19 protein-coding genes are annotated in these 17107 nt (G+C 73.1%); 15 read left to right on the forward strand and 4 right to left on the reverse strand.

Going from position 1 to position 17107, the window contains the following annotated elements:
• A complete protein-coding gene (locus J2X49_RS08160; RefSeq protein WP_310124820.1) occupies positions 1-585 on the reverse strand; it encodes a helix-turn-helix domain-containing protein in 585 nt (194 codons plus the stop codon).
• A gap of 97 nt (positions 586-682) precedes the next feature.
• Here J2X49_RS08160 and speB point away from each other — a divergent pair, with 97 nt between their 5' ends.
• The 4 genes from speB to J2X49_RS08180 are packed head-to-tail and all read left to right on the forward strand — an operon-like array spanning position 683 to position 4122.
• Positions 683-1666 carry an agmatinase gene (speB, locus tag J2X49_RS08165; protein WP_128189609.1) on the forward strand — a complete coding sequence of 328 codons (984 nt, stop codon included), beginning with the start codon at positions 683-685 and terminating at the stop codon, positions 1664-1666.
• On the forward strand, positions 1653-2042 hold the full coding sequence (locus J2X49_RS08170; RefSeq protein WP_310124825.1) for a nuclear transport factor 2 family protein: 390 nt from the start codon (positions 1653-1655) through the stop codon (positions 2040-2042). Before speB ends, J2X49_RS08170 begins: the two co-directional genes overlap by 14 nt.
• Before the next feature lie 30 nt (positions 2043-2072).
• Positions 2073-3446: a cytosine permease gene (locus J2X49_RS08175; RefSeq protein WP_310124828.1), complete on the forward strand. Its 1374-nt coding sequence runs from the start codon at positions 2073-2075 to the stop codon at positions 3444-3446.
• Entirely contained in the window at positions 3436-4122 is a 687-nt protein-coding gene (locus tag J2X49_RS08180; protein ID WP_310124831.1) for a cyclase family protein, read from the forward strand. Before J2X49_RS08175 ends, J2X49_RS08180 begins: the two co-directional genes overlap by 11 nt.
• 333 nt (positions 4123-4455) lie before the next feature.
• Here J2X49_RS08180 and rpsT read toward each other — a convergent pair whose 3' ends face one another.
• Complete coding sequence (gene rpsT, locus J2X49_RS08185; RefSeq protein ID WP_128188623.1) at positions 4456-4716, reverse strand: 30S ribosomal protein S20; 261 nt, start codon at positions 4714-4716, stop codon at positions 4456-4458.
• Positions 4717-4938: 222 nt separating this feature from the next.
• Here rpsT and lepA point away from each other — a divergent pair, with 222 nt between their 5' ends.
• The 3 genes from lepA to hemW are packed head-to-tail and all read left to right on the forward strand — an operon-like array spanning position 4939 to position 8646.
• Positions 4939-6789: a translation elongation factor 4 gene (gene lepA / locus J2X49_RS08190; RefSeq protein WP_128188624.1), complete on the forward strand. Its 1851-nt coding sequence runs from the start codon at positions 4939-4941 to the stop codon at positions 6787-6789.
• 13 nt (positions 6790-6802) lie between these two features.
• The gene (locus J2X49_RS08195) at positions 6803-7438 is read left to right on the forward strand and encodes a DUF1990 domain-containing protein (protein ID WP_310124838.1); all 636 of its coding nucleotides are present in this window, start codon (positions 6803-6805) and stop codon (positions 7436-7438) included.
• Positions 7439-7440: 2 nt separating this feature from the next.
• Positions 7441-8646, forward strand: coding sequence for a radical SAM family heme chaperone HemW (gene hemW / locus J2X49_RS08200; RefSeq protein ID WP_310124840.1), 1206 nt, complete (start codon positions 7441-7443; stop codon positions 8644-8646).
• 6 nt (positions 8647-8652) lie between these two features.
• On the opposite strand, the gene J2X49_RS08205 is transcribed toward hemW, so the two are convergent.
• A complete protein-coding gene (locus tag J2X49_RS08205; RefSeq protein WP_310124843.1) occupies positions 8653-9567 on the reverse strand; it encodes a DUF4870 domain-containing protein in 915 nt (304 codons plus the stop codon).
• Between the two features lie 217 nt (positions 9568-9784).
• Here J2X49_RS08205 and hrcA point away from each other — a divergent pair, with 217 nt between their 5' ends.
• Genes hrcA through era form a run of 8 tightly spaced genes read left to right on the forward strand, consistent with a single transcriptional unit; the run spans position 9785 to position 16639 of the window.
• Positions 9785-10798 (forward strand): heat-inducible transcriptional repressor HrcA, encoded by a 1014-nt coding sequence (gene hrcA, locus J2X49_RS08210; protein ID WP_128188628.1) that lies wholly within the window; start codon positions 9785-9787, stop codon positions 10796-10798.
• Positions 10799-11884 carry a DnaJ C-terminal domain-containing protein gene (locus tag J2X49_RS08215; protein ID WP_128188629.1) on the forward strand — a complete coding sequence of 362 codons (1086 nt, stop codon included), beginning with the start codon at positions 10799-10801 and terminating at the stop codon, positions 11882-11884. It abuts the gene before it with no gap.
• A complete protein-coding gene (locus J2X49_RS08220; protein WP_310124849.1) occupies positions 11884-12609 on the forward strand; it encodes a 16S rRNA (uracil(1498)-N(3))-methyltransferase in 726 nt (241 codons plus the stop codon). The genes J2X49_RS08215 and J2X49_RS08220 overlap by 1 nt, the downstream gene beginning before the upstream one ends.
• A 24-nt stretch (positions 12610-12633) precedes the next feature.
• Positions 12634-12978 (forward strand): histidine triad nucleotide-binding protein, encoded by a 345-nt coding sequence (locus J2X49_RS08225; RefSeq protein ID WP_128188631.1) that lies wholly within the window; start codon positions 12634-12636, stop codon positions 12976-12978.
• 34 nt (positions 12979-13012) lie between these two features.
• The gene (locus J2X49_RS08230; protein WP_128188677.1) at positions 13013-13984 is read left to right on the forward strand and encodes a PhoH family protein; all 972 of its coding nucleotides are present in this window, start codon (positions 13013-13015) and stop codon (positions 13982-13984) included.
• On the forward strand, positions 13984-14460 hold the full coding sequence (gene ybeY / locus J2X49_RS08235) for an rRNA maturation RNase YbeY (RefSeq protein WP_146356362.1): 477 nt from the start codon (positions 13984-13986) through the stop codon (positions 14458-14460). The genes J2X49_RS08230 and ybeY overlap by 1 nt, the downstream gene beginning before the upstream one ends.
• Positions 14460-15737, forward strand: a complete 1278-nt coding sequence (locus tag J2X49_RS08240; protein ID WP_128188633.1) for a hemolysin family protein — start codon at positions 14460-14462, stop codon at positions 15735-15737. The genes ybeY and J2X49_RS08240 overlap by 1 nt, the downstream gene beginning before the upstream one ends.
• The gene (gene era, locus J2X49_RS08245; protein WP_146356358.1) at positions 15734-16639 is read left to right on the forward strand and encodes a GTPase Era; all 906 of its coding nucleotides are present in this window, start codon (positions 15734-15736) and stop codon (positions 16637-16639) included. The genes J2X49_RS08240 and era overlap by 4 nt, the downstream gene beginning before the upstream one ends.
• On the opposite strand, the gene J2X49_RS08250 is transcribed toward era, so the two are convergent.
• Positions 16581-17081 carry a DUF3592 domain-containing protein gene (locus J2X49_RS08250; RefSeq protein ID WP_310124858.1) on the reverse strand — a complete coding sequence of 167 codons (501 nt, stop codon included), beginning with the start codon at positions 17079-17081 and terminating at the stop codon, positions 16581-16583. The genes era and J2X49_RS08250 overlap by 59 nt on opposite strands.
• Positions 17082-17107 lie beyond the last annotated feature (26 nt).

The following is a 17107-nucleotide window of genomic DNA, read 5'->3' on the forward strand; positions in this document are numbered from 1 at the left end:
CTACGCGGATCCGCTCCAGGGCGCCGGCACGAGCACCCAGATCGCGACCGCGGGGCGGTCCTCCTCGACGCGCCACGTGTGCGGCTCGCGGCCGGGCAGCGTGAGCGCGTCGCCGGCGCGCACGACGACCGTGCGGTCGGCGAAGCGCACCGACAGCGTGCCCTCGACGACGTGGAGCACCTCGACGTCGCAGCTGATCGTGTAGAGCTCGCTGCCGCCGTGCGCGTCGGGCTCGAGCTCCGACCGCAGCACCTGCACCCGCTCCTGGCTGCGGGGGGAGAGCATCCGCTCGTCCGCGCCGAACCCGCCGAGATTGATCCTGGGCGCGTCGGCGTAGGAGATCAGCTGCACGTCGGGCTCGGCGAAGAGCGCGCCGACGGGCAGCGACAGCACCTGGCACAGCTGCACCAGGGTCGAGACGCTCGGGGAGGTCTCATCGCGCTCGAGTCGGCTGAGGAAGCCCTTCGAGAGCCCCGTGCTCGTCGCCACCTGGCTGAGCGACATGCCCTGCGAGGTGCGGACCGCCCGCAGCTTCGCGCCGATGGCGAGCGCGGTCTCGTCGGCCGAAGGGTGGATCGCGCGCATGCTGCTCCTGCCTCGCCGGCCGCCCGCTTGACGCGGTCGGGGCCCCGGCGTACCGTGTGGTCAATCGTTGCGCCCAGAGTATCGAAAGTTGTCTAGCATGCAACCCTCTCCGAACGCCGCCCAGAGCCCGCGCGGACCGGTCGACGCGAGCGCCGTGCCGCGCTTCGCAGGCATCGCGACCTTCGCCCGCCTGCCGCGCCTCGACGAGGTGGGGCGCGCCGACATCGCCGTCGCGGGCGTGCCGTTCGACAGCGGCGTGAGCTACCGCCCCGGCGCGCGCTTCGGCCCCGCGCACGTGCGCGAGGCGTCGCGGCTGCTGCGGCCGTACAACCCGGCGCAGGACGTGTTCCCCTTCGCCTCGCAGCAGGTCGCCGACGCGGGCGACCTGGTCGCGAACCCCTTCGACATCGCCGCGGCGGTCGCCGAGATCGAGGCCGGCGCGCGCGAGCTGCGCCGGCACGCCGACCGCCTCGTCGTCATCGGCGGCGACCACACGATCGCGCTGCCGCTGCTGCGCGCGGTGCACGCCGAGCACGGCCCCGTCGCGGTGCTGCACTTCGACGCGCACCTCGACACCTGGGACACGTACTTCGGGGCGCCCGTCACGCACGGCACCCCGTTCCGCCGCGCCTCCGAGGAGGGGCTCATCGACCTGACGGCGAGCATGCACGTCGGCACCCGCGGGCCGCTCTACGACAAGGGCGACCTCGAGGACGACGAGCGCCTCGGATTCGCTGTCGTCACGAGCGAGTTCGTCGAGGAGCACGGCGCGGGGGCCGCGATCGAGCGGATCCGAGGCAGGGTGGGCGACGCGCCGCTCTACATCTCGATCGACATCGACGTGCTCGACCCGGCGCACGCACCCGGGACCGGCACGCCCGAGGCCGGCGGGCTCACGAGCCGCGAGCTGCTGCGCATGCTGCGGGCGCTGGCCGACCTCCGGATCGTCGGCGCCGACGTCGTCGAGGTCGCGCCCGCCTACGACCACGCGCAGCTCACGGCCGTCGCCGCGAGCCACGTCGTCTACGAGCTGCTGAGCGCGATGGCGCCCCGCGAGGGAGCGTCCCGTGCGCACGCCTGATCGCGGCGAGGTCGAGGCGGCGGCCGACGCCATCGTCGAGGCGTTCGCCGCCACCGACGGGCCGCGCTACTTCGCCGCCTTCGCCGCCGACGCATCCTTCGTCTTCCACACCGAGCCGGCCCGGCTCGACGACCGAGCCGCGTACGAGCGCCTCTGGCAGGAGTGGGTCGACAGCGGCTGGCGCGTGGTCGCGTGCGGCTCGAGCGACCGCCTCGTGCAGCCGCTGCCGGGCGCCGCGGTCTTCACCCACACCGTCGACACGACCGTCGAGACGGGCGAGGGCCGCGAGTCGTACCGCGAGCGCGAGTCGATCGTCTTCGCCGTCGACGGCGACCGCCTGGTCGCCGTGCACGAGCACCTCTCGCCGCTCGGCTGAGACCCACCGACCCACCGCTGAAGGAGACCGATGTCGCTCTACTCCCGCCTCGAACGCCGACTGCAGGCGAACGCCGACGACGCCGGGCCGGTGCGCGGCACCTACGGCTCCGGGCGCATGCTCATGATCTGGCTCGCCGCGAACCTCGTCGTGACCACGCTGCTCACGGGCACGCTGTTCGTCCCCGACGTGCCGTTCGGCCTCGTGCTCGGCCTCATCGTGGGCGGCACGGTGCTCGGCGCCGCCGTGCTCGTGCTGGTCGGCGCGATCGGCACTCGCACGGGCCTGCCGACCATGGCGCTCACCCGCGGCCCGTTCGGCATTCGCGGCAGCCTGCTGCCGCTCGTCGCCAACGTCGTGATCCTGATGGGGTGGAGCTGGGTGCAGGCGATGCTCGCCGGCATCTCGCTCGACTACATCGTCGCCTCCGTCACCGGCTTCTCGAGCCCGGTGATCTTCGCGGTGCTCTGCCAGACGATCGTGGTCGTGCTCGCGATCTTCGGCCACGCGGGCGTCGCCCGCGTCGAGCCGTGGTTCGCCGCCGTCATCCTCGCGATCGCCGCCTACGTCTTCGTCGTCGCCTTCTCGTCGTTCTCGCCGGCCGAGTTCGCCGCGATCCCCGGCACCGCCGAGCCGTTCTACACGCCCGGCCTGGTCTTCGACGTCGTGCTCGCGACCGCCATCTCGTGGACGGTGCTCTCGGCCGACTTCAACCGCTTCGCGCGCACCACGCGGGGAGGCGCGATCGGCTCGGGCATCGGCTACACGCTGTCGACGGTGACGGCGATGACGCTCGGCGCCACCGCGATCGGCTACGTCGTGCTGAGCGGCGGCGAGGCCGTGCCGTTCGACCCGGTGACCGTGATCGACCCGTTCGGCGCGATCTTCGCCGTCGCGATCTTCCTGTCGGTGATGGCGACGAACACGATGGTCGTCTACGGCATGGTCACGTCGGTCGTGAACGCGATCCCGGGCCGCCGCATCCCGTTCCTCGCGACCGCGCTCGTGCTCGGCGTCATCTCGATCATCGGCGCGACGTTCTTCGGGCTCCTCGAGCAGTTCACGACCTTCCTCGTGCTCATCAGCGCGCTCTTCGCACCCGTGTTCGCGATCATGATCGTCGACTACTACCTGCTGCGGCGCCGCTCCTACGACGCCGACATCCTCCGCCCGAGCGGCGGCCGCTACTGGTACCGCGGCGGCGTCAACTGGCTCGCGATCGGCAGCTGGGCGGTCGGCGCGACGCTCGCCTACGCGTGGGCGTACGTCTGGCCGCTGCCGATCGGCGCGACCGTGCCGGCGTTCGCCGTCACCTTCCTGCTCTACCTGTTCGTCTCGCTGCCGGGCCGCACGAAGGGCGGGGCGCCGGCGCCGCACCTGGCCGAGACGGCGGATGCGCGCTGACGCGGCGGGCGCGCCGGCGTCGCGCGCGCAGGCGAGCGGCCTGATCGACCTCAGCCACCCGATCGAGCAGGGCATGCCCGTCTACCCGGGCGACCCCGAGGTGCGGATCGCGCCGGCGCTGACGGTCGCGGCCGACGGCGTCGACGTGGTGCGGCTCGAGCTCGGCTCGCACACGGGCACGCACGTCGACGCGCCCTCGCACACGGTGCCGGGCGGGCGGACGATGGCGGAGGTGGCGCTCGACGAGCTCGTCGGCGACGCGATCGTGCTGCGCGTGCCGGGCCTCGGCTACGGCGAGCGCATCGACCTCGAACGGCTGGAGGCCGTGGCACCGCTGCCGGAGCACCTCCCGCCGATCGTGCTGCTCGACACCGGCTGGGCGCGATGGTTCGGCGATGCGCGGCGCCTCCGGCACCCGTCGCTCGCGGCGGAGGCCGCGGCCGAGCTGCTGCGCCGGGGCATGCGCGTGCTCGCCGTCGACACCCTGAGTCCCGACGCGACGGGGGAGGCGGATGCGTCGTTCCCGGTCCACGAGGCCGTGCTCGGCGCCGATGGCCTCATCGTCGAGAACGTGCGAGGCCTCGAGCTCGTGCCCGACCGCGTGCGGGTCGGCTTCTTCCCGCTGCGGCTCGCCGGCGACGGCGCCCCCGTGCGCGCGGTCGCCTTCCCCGCCTGACGCCGCCAGCGCATCCGACTGGCGCCTCCCGCGATCGAGTGGCGCCGTGCGCGATCGAGTGGCGCCGTGCGCGATCGAGTGGCGCCCGCTGCACCGCGCGCTCCAAGGCGCCACTCGATCGCCGGAGCCGCCACTCGCTCTCCAGAGGCGCCACTCGACGTCGCGGGGCGCCACCCGATCGCCGAGGGCGCCACCCGATGTCACGGGGCGCCACTCGATCGCCGGAGGCGCCACTCGGTCGGTGGGGGATGCGCCGGCGTGGGCAGCGCGGGCGCCGGCGCGCACGACGAAGGGGGCCCCGTCCGGGACCCCCTCGCGTGCGTGCGGCTCAGCTCAGAGCGACGCGACCTGCTTCGCGATGGCCGACTTGCGGTTCGCGGCCTGGTTGCGGTGGATGACGCCCTTCGAGACCGCCTTGTCGAGCTTGCGGTTCGCGGCGGCGACCTTGACCTGCGCGGCCTCCTTGTCGCCGGCGGCGATGGCCTTGCGGGCCTCGCGCACAGCGGTCTTGAGCTCGCTCTTGACGGCGCGGTTGCGGAGGGTCGCCTTCTCGTTGGTGAGGATGCGCTTGATCTGCGACTTGATGTTCGCCATGGTGTCCTGTCCTGGTTCGAAGCGTGGTTGGCGGCGGCTCGTGCTCGTCAGAGCCCCGCCGCGACCCGACCCCGCGCGACGGGCGCGCAGGAGAAGGGGAAGCCAACGGATGACTCTACCAGCGGCCGCGGCCCGCTCGCAACGCGGCCGACCGCATCCGCTGTGGAAGAATGGGACCTTCCGCACCCAGCTCCACCGAGCCCATCCCGACGAGAAGGACCCGTGAGCCCCCGAGCCTCCAAGGCACTCGAGCCTGCCTCGACCGATCCGGCGAGGATCCGCAACTTCTGCATCATCGCCCACATCGACCACGGCAAGTCGACCCTCGCCGACCGGATGCTGCAGCTGACGGGCGTCGTCGACGACCGCTCGATGCGCGCCCAGTACCTCGACCGCATGGACATCGAGCGCGAGCGCGGCATCACGATCAAGTCGCAGGCCGTGCGCATGCCGTGGGAGCTCGACGGCGAGACCTTCGCGCTCAACATGATCGACACCCCCGGCCACGTCGACTTCACCTACGAGGTGTCGCGCTCGCTCGCCGCGTGCGAGGGCGCGATCCTGCTGGTCGACGCGGCGCAGGGCATCGAGGCGCAGACCCTCGCGAACCTGTACCTCGCGATGGACAACGACCTCGAGATCATCCCGGTGCTCAACAAGATCGACCTGCCGGCAGCCGATCCCGAGAAGTACGCGGCCGAGATCGCGCGGCTCATCGGCGGCGACCCCGACGACGTGCTGCGCGTGAGCGGCAAGACGGGGGAGGGGGTGGATGCGCTGCTCGACCGGGTGGTCCGCACCGTCCCCGCGCCGGTCGGCGACGTCGACGGGCCCGCGCGCGCGATGATCTTCGACTCCGTCTACGACGCCTACCGCGGCGTCGTCACCTACGTGCGCATGGTCGACGGCACGCTGCGGCCGCGCGAGCAGGTCGTGATGATGTCGACCGGCTCCAAGCACGAGGCGCTCGAGATCGGCGTCTCGAGCCCGGAGCCCATCCCGTCGAAGGGGCTGAGCGTCGGCGAGGTCGGCTACCTCATCACGGGCGTGAAGGACGTGCGCCAGTCGAAGGTCGGCGACACCGTCACGACCGTGAAGTCGCCCGCGACCACGCCGCTCAAGGGCTACGCCGACCCGAAGCCGATGGTGTTCTCGGGCCTCTACCCGATCGACGGCAGCGACTACCCGGTGCTGCGCGAGGCGCTCGACAAGCTGAAGCTCTCCGACGCGGCGCTCGTCTACGAGCCCGAGACCTCGGTGGCGCTCGGCTTCGGCTTCCGCTGCGGCTTCCTGGGGCTGCTGCACCTCGAGATCATCACCGAGCGTCTCGAGCGCGAGTTCAACCTCGACCTCATCGCGACCGCGCCGAGCGTGGTCTACCAGGTGCAGACCGAGGACCGGCAGACCCACATCGTCACGAACCCGAGCGAGTTCCCCGACGGCAAGATCCACTCGGTCATCGAGCCGATGGTGCGGGCGACGATCCTCGCGCCGAAGGACTACGTCGGCGCGATCATGGAGCTCTGCCAGACGCGCCGCGGCACGCTCGGCGGCATGGAGTACCTGTCGGAGGACCGCGTCGAGCTGCGCTACCGGCTGCCGCTCGGCGAGATCGTCTTCGACTTCTTCGACCAGCTGAAGTCGCGCACCCAGGGCTACGCCTCGCTCGACTACGAGCTCGACGGCGAGGAGGAGGGCGACCTCGTGAAGGTCGACATCCTGCTGCAGGGCGAGCAGGTCGACGCCTTCAGCGCGATCGTGCACCGCGACAAGGCGTACGCCTACGGCGTGCTCATGGCGGGCAAGCTGCGCGAGCTCATCCCGCGCCAGCAGTTCGAGGTGCCGATCCAGGCCGCGATCGGCGCGCGCATCATCGCCCGCGAGACGATCCGCGCGATCCGCAAGGACGTGCTCGCCAAGTGCTACGGCGGCGACATCACGCGCAAGCGCAAGCTGCTCGAGAAGCAGAAGGAGGGCAAGAAGCGCATGAAGATGGTCGGTCGCGTCGAGGTCCCCCAGGAGGCGTTCATCGCCGCGCTCTCGACCGGCGAGACGAAGAAGGACGCGAAGTGAAGGACGGATCGCAGTGAAGCCCATCCACGAGCGCGCCACCAACTACGGCGCCGTCGGCGCGACCGCCCACTTCGACTTCTCGCGCTTCCCCCCGAAGGGCTTCGAGGTCATCCAGCGCCGCGCGCGCATCGGCCACGGCCGGCCGCGCTACGACGCGGCCGTCGCGGCGCTGCGCACCTGGAAGGTGCAGCGGCTGTCGGGCATCGAGGTCGACGTCGTCGGCTCGGAGGAGGGCACCGTCTACCGCCCCGTCGGCTTCGACGGCACGGAGGCGACCCGTGCGGCGAGCATCGAGCCGCAGCAGGACTTCGGCCCCGACGGCGAGCCGTTCCTGCAGCCGGGCGACTCGATCGACCAGCGCGTGCGCGTGCTCGGCATGCAGATCCACGCCCCGATGCGCGTCATCGCGATCGAGGAGGAGGCGAGCAGCCACGGCGTGATCCTCGGCACCCTCGAGGGGCACCCGGAGGCGGGCGAGGAGCGCTTCACGATCGAGATCGTCGAGGACGAGACCGTCTTCCTGCACTTCCGCGCGCTCGTGCGCGACGCGAAGTGGTGGGCGCGGCTCGGCTCGCCGATCGCGCGCGCGATGCGCCGCCGCTACCACGACCGCTACATGGACGTGCTGCGGTCGATCGACGTCCGCTGACGATGGGCAGGCTGCCGGAGGGCGAGACCGCGCCCGCCGACGGCGCGCTGCCGCGGGGCACCGCGGTCGACGCGCCGTTCGGCGTCTACGTGCACGTGCCGTTCTGCTCGGTGCGCTGCGGCTACTGCGACTTCAACACCTACACCGCCGACGAGCTGCGGGGCGCGACGCGCGCGGGCTACCCGGCCGACGTCGCCGCCGAGCTCGCGCTCGCCGGCCGCGTGCTCGGGGCGCTCGGCCCGGTGCGGCCCGCGCAGACGGTGTTCTTCGGCGGCGGCACGCCCACGCTGCTGCCGGCCGACGACCTCGTGGGCATGCTCGCCGGGGTCGCGGATGCGTTCGGCCTGGCCGAGGGCGCGGAGGTCACGGTCGAGGCGAACCCCGACTCGATCGACGCGGGCGGGCTCGCGCGGCTGCGCGACGGCGGGGTCACCCGGGTGTCGTTCGGCATGCAGTCGGCGGTGCCGCACGTGCTCGCGGCCCTCGACCGCACGCACGACCCGGCGCGCGTGCCGCAGGTCGTCGCGTGGGCGCGCGACGCGGGGCTCGAGGTGAGCCTCGACCTCATCTACGGCGCACCCGGCGAGTCGCAGGACGACTGGCAGCGCTCGCTCGACGCGGCGGTCGCGATGGGCCCGGACCACGTCTCGGCGTACGCGCTCATCGTCGAGGAGGGCACGGCGCTCGCCCGCCGCATCCGGCGCGGCGAGCTCGTCGCGCCCGACGACGACGCGCAGGCGGCGATGTACGAGGCGGCGGATGCGACGCTCGGCGCAGCGGGATACACCTGGTACGAGGTCTCCAACTGGGCCCGCGGCGACCGCGTCGCCCGGCACAACCTCGCCTACTGGCGCGGGCACGACTGGTGGGGCTTCGGCCCCGGAGCGCACAGCCACGTCGGCGGCGTGCGGTGGTGGAACGTCAAGCACCCGGCGGCGTACCGCGACCGGCTGCTGGCCGGCGCATCGCCGGCGCTCGCGCGCGAGGTGCTCGACGACGAGACGCGGCGCGTCGAGCGGGTGCTGCTCGAGTCGCGCATCGCCGAGGGGCTCCCGATCGCGCTGCTCGACGACGAGGGCAGGCGCGCGGTCGCGGGGCTCGTCGCCGAGGAGCTCGTGGACGGGAGAGCCGCCCTCGCCGGCCGGGTGGTCCCGACGCTGCGAGGGCGGCTCCTGGCCGACGCCGTGGTGCGCCGGCTGCTGCCCTGAGCGGGCCTACTTCACCATCCGCCAGTTGAACGGGTAGCGGTACGAGCCGCCGCCGTTGACGCGCATCGCGCCGATGATCGAGAAGATCACCTGCAGCAGCGCCGGCACCCAGTAGATGCTGAGCAGCAGGAAGCCGATGCCGATGATGCTCGTGAGCGTGCCGATGACGATGAGGCCCACGGCGAGGATCGTCATGAAGATGCCGAAGTTCAGCGCCTCCTTCGACTCCTGCTTCGCGAAGGCGCTGCGGTCCTTGTAGATCATGTAGACGATGAGCGGGCCGATCCAGCCGCCGAAGCCGCCGGTGACGATGGTCGAGAGCCCCGACAGGTGCCCCCACATCCCGGCGTTCTTCTCGTCGACGGGCGACATCGGCGCGGAGGTCGCGTACTGCGGCTGGCCGGGCGCCCCGTACTGCGGGTGCCCCTGCTGGGGCTGGCCGTACCCGGGCTGCGGCTGCCCGTAGCCGGGCTGCCCGTAGCCCGCGCCCTGCTGGCCGGGAGCGCCGTAGACCGGTGCGCTGCCGGGCTGGGCGAACGGCTGCTGCGCGCCGCCCTGCTGGCCGTAGCCGCCCGGCTGCTGCGGGGCCGACGCACCCTGGCCCGGCTGCCCCCACGCGGGCGGCGCCTGCGGCGCGGACGGCTGGCCGAGGTGGCTGCCCTCCGGCTGGTGCTGGCCGTGCTGCCAGTCCTGGCCGACCGCGGGCTCGTCGTCGGGCGTCCCGCTGAAGGCGGGCTGGCCGGGGGCCTGGTCGGCCGCCGGCGCGGTGAAGGACTGGGCGGGCTGGCCGACGCCGGGCGTGCCGGGCGCGGCGGGCGCGCTGGGGGCCGCGTGCTGCTCGTCCGTCACGGAGAAGCCCTCGGCGGGCTGGTCCGCGGGATCGTGCTGCCCCTCGCGGCGCGGAGCGTTGGGATCGGACATGACGTGCCTCTCGTGTCAGTTCGGACGGCACGCTGGGGCGTCCCGCTGTGCACATTGTGCGCCCGGGTGGCTGGGGATGGCATCCGAACCGCCGCGACCGGCCCCTCGGCGCGAGGCGGTAGGATTGGCAGTCAGCAGACGGGAGTGCCAGCGCGCGGGCGAGCGCCGCCGCGGCAGGGACGACGGGCGGTCGCCCGGACGACGAGGGGAGCGCGGCATGGTCTCGGATCGCGGCCTCGAGGTGCTGCGCGCGATCGTGCAGGACTACGTGGCGCTGCGGGAGCCCGTGGGCTCGAAGTCGATCGTCGAGCGGCACACCTTCGGCGTCTCGGCGGCCACGATCCGCAACGACATGGCGCTCCTCGAGGAGGAGGAGCTGATCGTCGCCCCGCACACCTCCTCCGGCCGGGTGCCGACCGACAAGGGCTACCGCGTCTTCGTCGACCGGCTGCAGCGCATGCAGCCGCTCACGGCGGCGCAGCGCGCCGCGATCCACCGCTTCCTCGACGAGTCGGTCGACCGCGACGACGTGCTCGCGCGCACCGCGCGCCTCCTCTCGCAGCTGACGAACCAGGTCGCGCTCGTGCAGGTGCCGCTCCGCCGGCCCGCGGCCGTGCGCCGGGTCGAGCTCGTGGCGATCGCCGAGACGCGGCTGCTCGCCGTGCTCATCCTCGACTCCGGCCGCGTCGAGCAGCGCCTGCTCGACGCGCAGCAGGCGATCGAGCCCGAGCAGGCCACAGCGCTCGGGCGGGCGTTCACCGAGACGCTCGCCGAGCTGCCGCCCAAGGAGGCCGCGTCCCGCCTCGCCGGCGCTGCCGCATCCGCCCCCGCATCCATCGCCCGCGCGACCGCCGCGGTCGCGCAGACGCTGACCGAGATGCTGCAGGCGGCGGGCGGCGACCGCATCGTGATCGCGGGCGCCTCGAACCTCGTGCGCGAGGAGCGCGACTTCCAGGGCACCGTGACCCCGGTGCTCGACGCGATCGAGGAGCAGGTGACGCTCCTGCGCCTGTTCCACGAGATGGGCGCCGAGGGCGAGGTCGCGACCCGCATCGGGCGCGAGCTCGCGGGACCGCTGGGGGAGGCGTCCGTCGTCGCCTCGACCTACAGCGCCGACGACAGCGAGGGGCACGTGGGCGTGCTGGGCCCGACCAGGATGGACTACGCAGGGAACATGGCCGCGGTGCGCGCAGTTGCGCGCTACCTGACGCGGCTGCTGAGCGAGGACTGAGTGACCGACCACTACGAGACCCTCGGCGTCGCACGCGACGCCGGCCAGGACGAGATCAAGAAGGCGTACCGGCGGCTCGCGCGCGAGCTGCACCCGGACGTCAACCCGAGCGCTGACGCGGCCGAGCGGTTCAAGGACGTCACGCACGCGTACGACGTGCTGGGCGACCCGCAGTCGCGCGCCGAGTACGACCGGGGGCCGAGCCTCGGCGGCGGCGCCTTCGGCTTCGGCGACATCTTCGAGCAGTTCTTCGGCGGCGGCCGCTCGGCCGGGCCGCGCTCGCGCCGGCAGCCGGGGCAGGACAGCCTGCTGCGCGTCGACCTCGAGCTCGCCGACGTCGTCTTCGGCGTGCACCGCGAGCTGCGCGTGCAGACCGCCGTGCTCTGCGAGACGTGCGACGGCGCGTGCACCGCACCGGGCACGAGCGAGGAGCGCTGCACGATGTGCGGCGGCTCCGGCCACGTGCAGCGCCAGGTGCGCTCGCTGCTCGGCAACGTCGTCACCACCCAGCCGTGCGCGGTCTGCCAGGGCTTCGGCAGCGTGATCCCGCAGCCGTGCCCCACATGCGCCGGCCATGGCCGCGTGCGCGCCGAGCGCACGATCCCGGTCGACATCCCCGCGGGCGTCGACACGGGCCTGCGCATCCAGCTCCCCGGGCAGGGCGAGGTCGGCGAGGCCGGCGGCCCCGCGGGCACGCTGTACCTCGAGGTCAACGTGCGGCACCACGACGTCTTCAGCCGCGCGGGCGACGACCTGCTCGGCACCCTCGAGGTGTCGATGCCGGATGCGGCACTCGGGGCGCGCGCGACGGTGGAGGGCATCGACGGGCCGGTCGACGTCGAGGTGCGCGCCGGCACGCAGTCGGGCGACGTCATCACGATCGACGACCGCGGCGTGACGCGGCTGCGCGGCGCCGGCCGGGGCGACCTGAAGCTCGGCGTGCAGGTCGTGACGCCGTCGCGCATCGACCGCCGCACCGAGGAGCTGCTGCGCGAGCTGCGGGAGCGCACGAAGGCGCCCGCGCCGCACCTGGCCGCGTTCAAGCAGGGCCTGTTCGCGAAGATGCGCGACCGCCTGCGCCTCTGATGGCCCACTGCTACTGGCACGACGCGCTCGCCGGGAGCGCGGCGGGCGACGTCGTCACGCTCACCGGCGAGGAGGCCCACCACGCCGCGGTCGTCTCCCGGATGCGCCGCGGCGAGCGGGTGCTCGTGAGCGACGGCCGGGGTGTGCTCGCGGAGGGCGTCATCGAGCGCGCCGAGCCGCGCGCGGTCGACGTCGTGCTGCACCGGGTCGAGGAGGTCGCGGCGCCGCGCCCGCGCATCGGCCTCGCGCAGGCGCTCGCGAAGGGCGACCGCGCCGAGCTCGCGGTGCAGGCCTCGACCGAGCTCGGCGTCGACGCGATCGTGCCCTGGCAGGCGCGGCGCAGCGTCGTGCAGTGGCGGGGCGAGCGCGGCGACAAGGCGCTCGAGCGCTGGCGCCGGGTGGTGCGCGAGGCGGGGAAGCAGGCGATCCGTGCGCGGCTGCCGGAGGTGGAGGGCGTCGTCGACACGGAGGGCCTCGCCGCGCTCGCCGGCGACTGGCGGCTCGTCGTGCTCGATCCGGCCGCGCCCGGCTCGATCGCCGACGTGCCGGTCGACCGCGACGTGCTGCTCATCGTGGGCCCCGAGGGCGGCATCGATCCGGCCGAGCTCGAGCGGCTCGACGCGGCGGGCGCCGTGCGGGCGCGGATGGGCGACCACGTGCTCCGCACGTCGACGGCGGGCCTCGCGGGCATCGCGGCGCTGTCGATGCGACTCGGCCGCTGGTGAGCGGGCCGCGGGTAGGCTGGGCCCATGGCTGAGCAGACCGTGTTCGAGAAGATCGTCGCGCGCGAGATCCCGGCGGAGATCGTGCTCGAGAACGACCGCATCATCGCCTTCAGCGACATCCACCCGCAGGCGCCGATGCACGTGCTGGTGGTGCCGAAGACGGCGCGCTACCGCGACGTCGTCGAGCTCGCTGCCGGCGACCCGGAGCTGCTCGCCGAGATGGTGCAGATGGCGCAGGCCATCGCCCGGGAGCGCGCCGCGGGCGACTTCCGGCTCGTGTTCAACACCGGCGAGCTGGCGGGCCAGACGGTCTTCCACGCGCACGCGCACGTGCTCGCCGGCTCGCTCGGAGAGGGCTCGCTTGCCTGACGCTTCCCAGTCGATCGAGATCGACGGCATCGAGATGGTGCGGCTGCTCGGGCCGCAGGACCGGCTGCTCACGCGCCTCGAGCGCGAGCACCCCGACGTGCGGGTCGCGGTGCGCGGCAACCTCGTCACGCTCGAGGGGCCGGAGGACGACGTGCAGGTCGCGACGCGGCTCGTGCAGGAGCTCGTCGACCTCGTGCGCCAGGGCGCGAACCTCAGCCAGACCGAGGTCTCCGAGGGCTCGCGCATCCTCCGGCAGGACTCCACGCGCAGCCTCTCCGACGCGATCGGCGAGGTCATCCTCACCTCGCGCGGGAAGTCGATCCGCGCCAAGACCGAGGGGCAGCGCTCCTACGTCGAGGCGATCGACCACCACACCATCGTCTTCGGCATCGGCCCCGCCGGCACCGGCAAGACCTACCTCGCGATGGCGAAGGCCGTGCAGGCGCTCCACCGCAAGGAGGTCAGCCGCATCATCCTCACGCGTCCCGCGGTGGAGGCGGGCGAGCGCCTGGGCTTCCTGCCCGGCACGCTCACCGACAAGATCGACCCCTACCTGCGGCCGCTCTACGACGCGCTCAACGAGATGATGGACCCCGAGCTCGTTCCGAAGCTGCTCGCGACCGGGGTCGTCGAGGTCGCGCCGCTCGCCTACATGCGCGGGCGCACCCTCAACGACTCGTTCATCGTGCTCGACGAGGCGCAGAACACGAGCCCCGAGCAGATGAAGATGTTCCTCACGCGCCTGGGCTTCGGCTCGAAGATGGTCGTCACGGGCGATGCGACGCAGGTCGACCTGCCCGCCGGCACCTCGGGCCTGCAGGTGGCGCAGCAGGTGCTCGGCCGCATCGACGACATCCACTTCGCCATGCTCACGAGCGCCGACGTCGTGCGGCACACGCTCGTCGGCGAGATCGTCGACGCCTACACCGAGCACGACCAGCGGGCGATGGCGCGCCAGGCGCGGCAGTCGCAGCAGTCGCACCACGCCCGCCGCGGGAGGCACTGATGGCGATCGACCTGCTCAACGAGACCGAGGCGACCGTCGACGAGGCGCAGCTCGTGCGGCTCGTCGCCTTCGACCTCGAGAAGCTCTTCGTGCACCCCGACGCCGACGTGTCGCTCGTGCTCGTCGACGTCGCCGCGATGGAGCAGCTGCACGTGCAGTGGATGGACGAGCCCGGCCCCACCGACGTCCTGTCGTTCCCGATGGACGAGCTGCGGCCCGGCTCGCACGACCGCCCGACGCCCGCCGGGCTGCTCGGCGACATCGTGCTGTGCCCCGAGGTCGCGCAGGCGCAGGCGGCCGAGGCCGGCCACAGCCTCATGGCCGAGCTCCGCCTGCTCACCACGCACGGCCTCCTGCACCTGCTCGGCTTCGACCACGCTGAGCCCGCCGACCGCGACGAGATGTTCACGCTGCAGGACCGGCTCCTCGCCGGCTTCGAGGAGCACGACCGGGCCACGCCGGGGCGCATGCCCTGATGTTCGAGACCGTCCTCTTCGTCGTCGCGGCGCTGCTCATCGCGTTCGGCGCCTGGCTCGCCGCGTGCGACGCGGCGCTCGGCGTCGTCTCGCGCGCCGAGCTGCAGATGTCGGCGATGACCGCGCGCCGCTCCCGGGCGATGCTCGCGATCGCCGACGACCTGCGCGGCCACCTGATGACGCTGCAGTTCGGCCGCATCATGTGCGAGACGATCGCGGCGGTGCTCATCACCCTCGCCGTCGACTCGCTCGTGACCGAGTGGTGGATCACGCTCCTCATCGCCGCGGGGGTCATGATCGTCGTCTCGTTCGTGCTCGTCGGCACGAGCCCGCGCGCCGTCGGCCGCACGCACGCGATCGCGCTGCTGCGCGCATCCGCCGGCTTCCTGCGCTTCTGGCGCGTGCTCATGGGGCCGGTCGCGATCCTGGTCGCGACGGTCGGCGACAAGGTCACGCCCGGCCGCCAGCGCGAGACCGCGTTCACGACCGAGGCGCAGCTGCTGTCGATGGTCGACGCGGCCGCCGAGTCCGACGTGCTCGAGGACGACGACCGCGAGCTCATCCACTCCATCTTCGAGTTCAACGAGACGCTCGTGCGCGAGGTCATGGTGCCGCGGCCCGACATGATCGTGGTCGACCGCGACACGACGGCGACGGATGCGCTGCGGCAGTTCCTCGACAACGGCCTGTCGCGCATGCCGGTGGTGGGGGAGTCGACCGACGAGGTCGACGGCATCCTGTACCTCCGCGACGTGGTGCGCAGCCGCACCTGGCGGCCCGACGCCACCGAGACCGCGGGCGAGCTCGCGCGGCCGGCGCTGCTCGTGCCCGAGTCGAAGAAGGCCGACGACACGCTCGCGCTCATGCAGGCCGAGCGCGTGCACGTCGCGATGGTCGTCGACGAGTACGGCGGCATCGCCGGCCTCGTCACGCTCGAGGACCTCGTGGAGGAGCTCGTCGGCGAGATCCACGACGAGCACGACCGCGGGCGCAGCGAGGTCGTGGAGGCGGGCGACGACGTGTGGCGCGTCTCGGCCAGGCTCCAGATCGACGAGCTCGGCGACCTGTTCGACCTCACGCTGGACGACGAGGACGTCGACACCGTCGGCGGGCTCGTGCAGAAGGAGCTGGGGCGCATCACCGAGGTCGGCGACGTCGTCCACGTGCACGGCCTGCGGATCGAGGTGCGCTCGCTCGACGGGCGCGGCCGGAACGCGGGCGAGATGGAGGTGTCGCGCCAGGTCGCGGCCGCGGCGGAGCCCGAGGGGGCAGCATGACCGAGCAGCAGCAGGGCCCGCATCGCAGCGGGTTCGTCACCTTCGTCGGCCGGCCGAACGCCGGCAAGTCGACGCTCATGAACGCGCTGGTGGGCGAGAAGATCGCGATCACCTCGTCGAAGCCGCAGACGACGCGGCACGCGATCCGCGGGGTCGTGCACCGCGACGACGCGCAGCTCGTCATCGTCGACACGCCGGGCATGCACAAGCCCCGCACGCTGCTCGGCAAGCGGCTCAACGCGGTCGTGCAGACGACGCTCGGCGACGTCGACGTCATCTGCCTGTGCGTGCCGGCCGACGAGCCGCTCGGCCCGGGCGACCGCTACATCGACCAGCAGCTCGAGGGCTTCCCGCGCGCGCGCAAGGTCGCGGTCGTGACGAAGACCGACGCCGCCTCGCGCGAGCGCGTCGCCGCGCAGCTGCTCGCGGTGACCGAGCTGCGCGAGTGGGATGCCGTCGTGCCGCTCTCGTCGGTCGCCGGCACGCAGCTCGACGTGCTCGTCGACGCGCTCGTGGGCCTGTTGCCGGAGGGCCCGCCGCTCTACGAGGCCGAGACGACGACCGAGGAGCCGCTCGACGTGCGCATCGCCGAGCTCGTGCGCGAGGCCGCGCTCGAGGGCGTGCGCGACGAGCTGCCGCACTCGATCATGGTGACCATCGACGACATCGTGCGCCGCGAGGACCGCGACCTCACCGACGTCTACGCCAACCTGTGGGTCGAGCGCGACAGCCAGAAGGGCATCATCATCGGCCACAAGGGCTCGCGGCTGCGCCAGGTCGGCGCGGATGCGCGGGCCGAGATCGAGCGCATCGTCGGCACGCAGGTGCACCTCGACCTGCGCGTCAAGGTTGCGAAGGAGTGGCAGGGCGACCCGAAGCAGCTCGGCCGCTTCGGCTTCTGACCCGGGCGCGCCTCGTCACGAGCGCGATCGCGGCGATGAGCACCGCGATCGCCGACAGCACGACGCCCATGCCGGCGACCGGCGTCCAGCCGCTCTCGAAGCCCAGCACGACGGCGCGGTCAGGGTCGGCGGGGTCGACCGCGACCTCCACCGCGTCGCCCGCGCGCGCGACCTGCTCGTGGTCGGACTTCGCGACGACCGTGCGCTCGACCCCGTCGTACCCGCGGTAGGCCACCACCACGTCGCGCTGCGACGCGCGCTGTGAGTCGGACGCCTCCACGACGGTGCCCGCGACCCGGTCGCCGGACGCCGCGAGCGCCTCGTCCGCCGCCACGCCGAGCTGGCCGACGACGAGCAGCGCGGGTCCCAGCAGCGCGAGCGCCGCGAGCGCGAGCGCGGTCAGCAGTCGTCGGGGGCGGGGTCGTCGAGCGGGCTGCGGCACCGGGCGAGCCTACCTGCGGCCGAGCG

This window comes from Agrococcus sp. BE272 (assembly GCF_031457935.1).
GTDB lineage: Bacteria > Actinomycetota > Actinomycetes > Actinomycetales > Microbacteriaceae > Agrococcus > Agrococcus sediminis.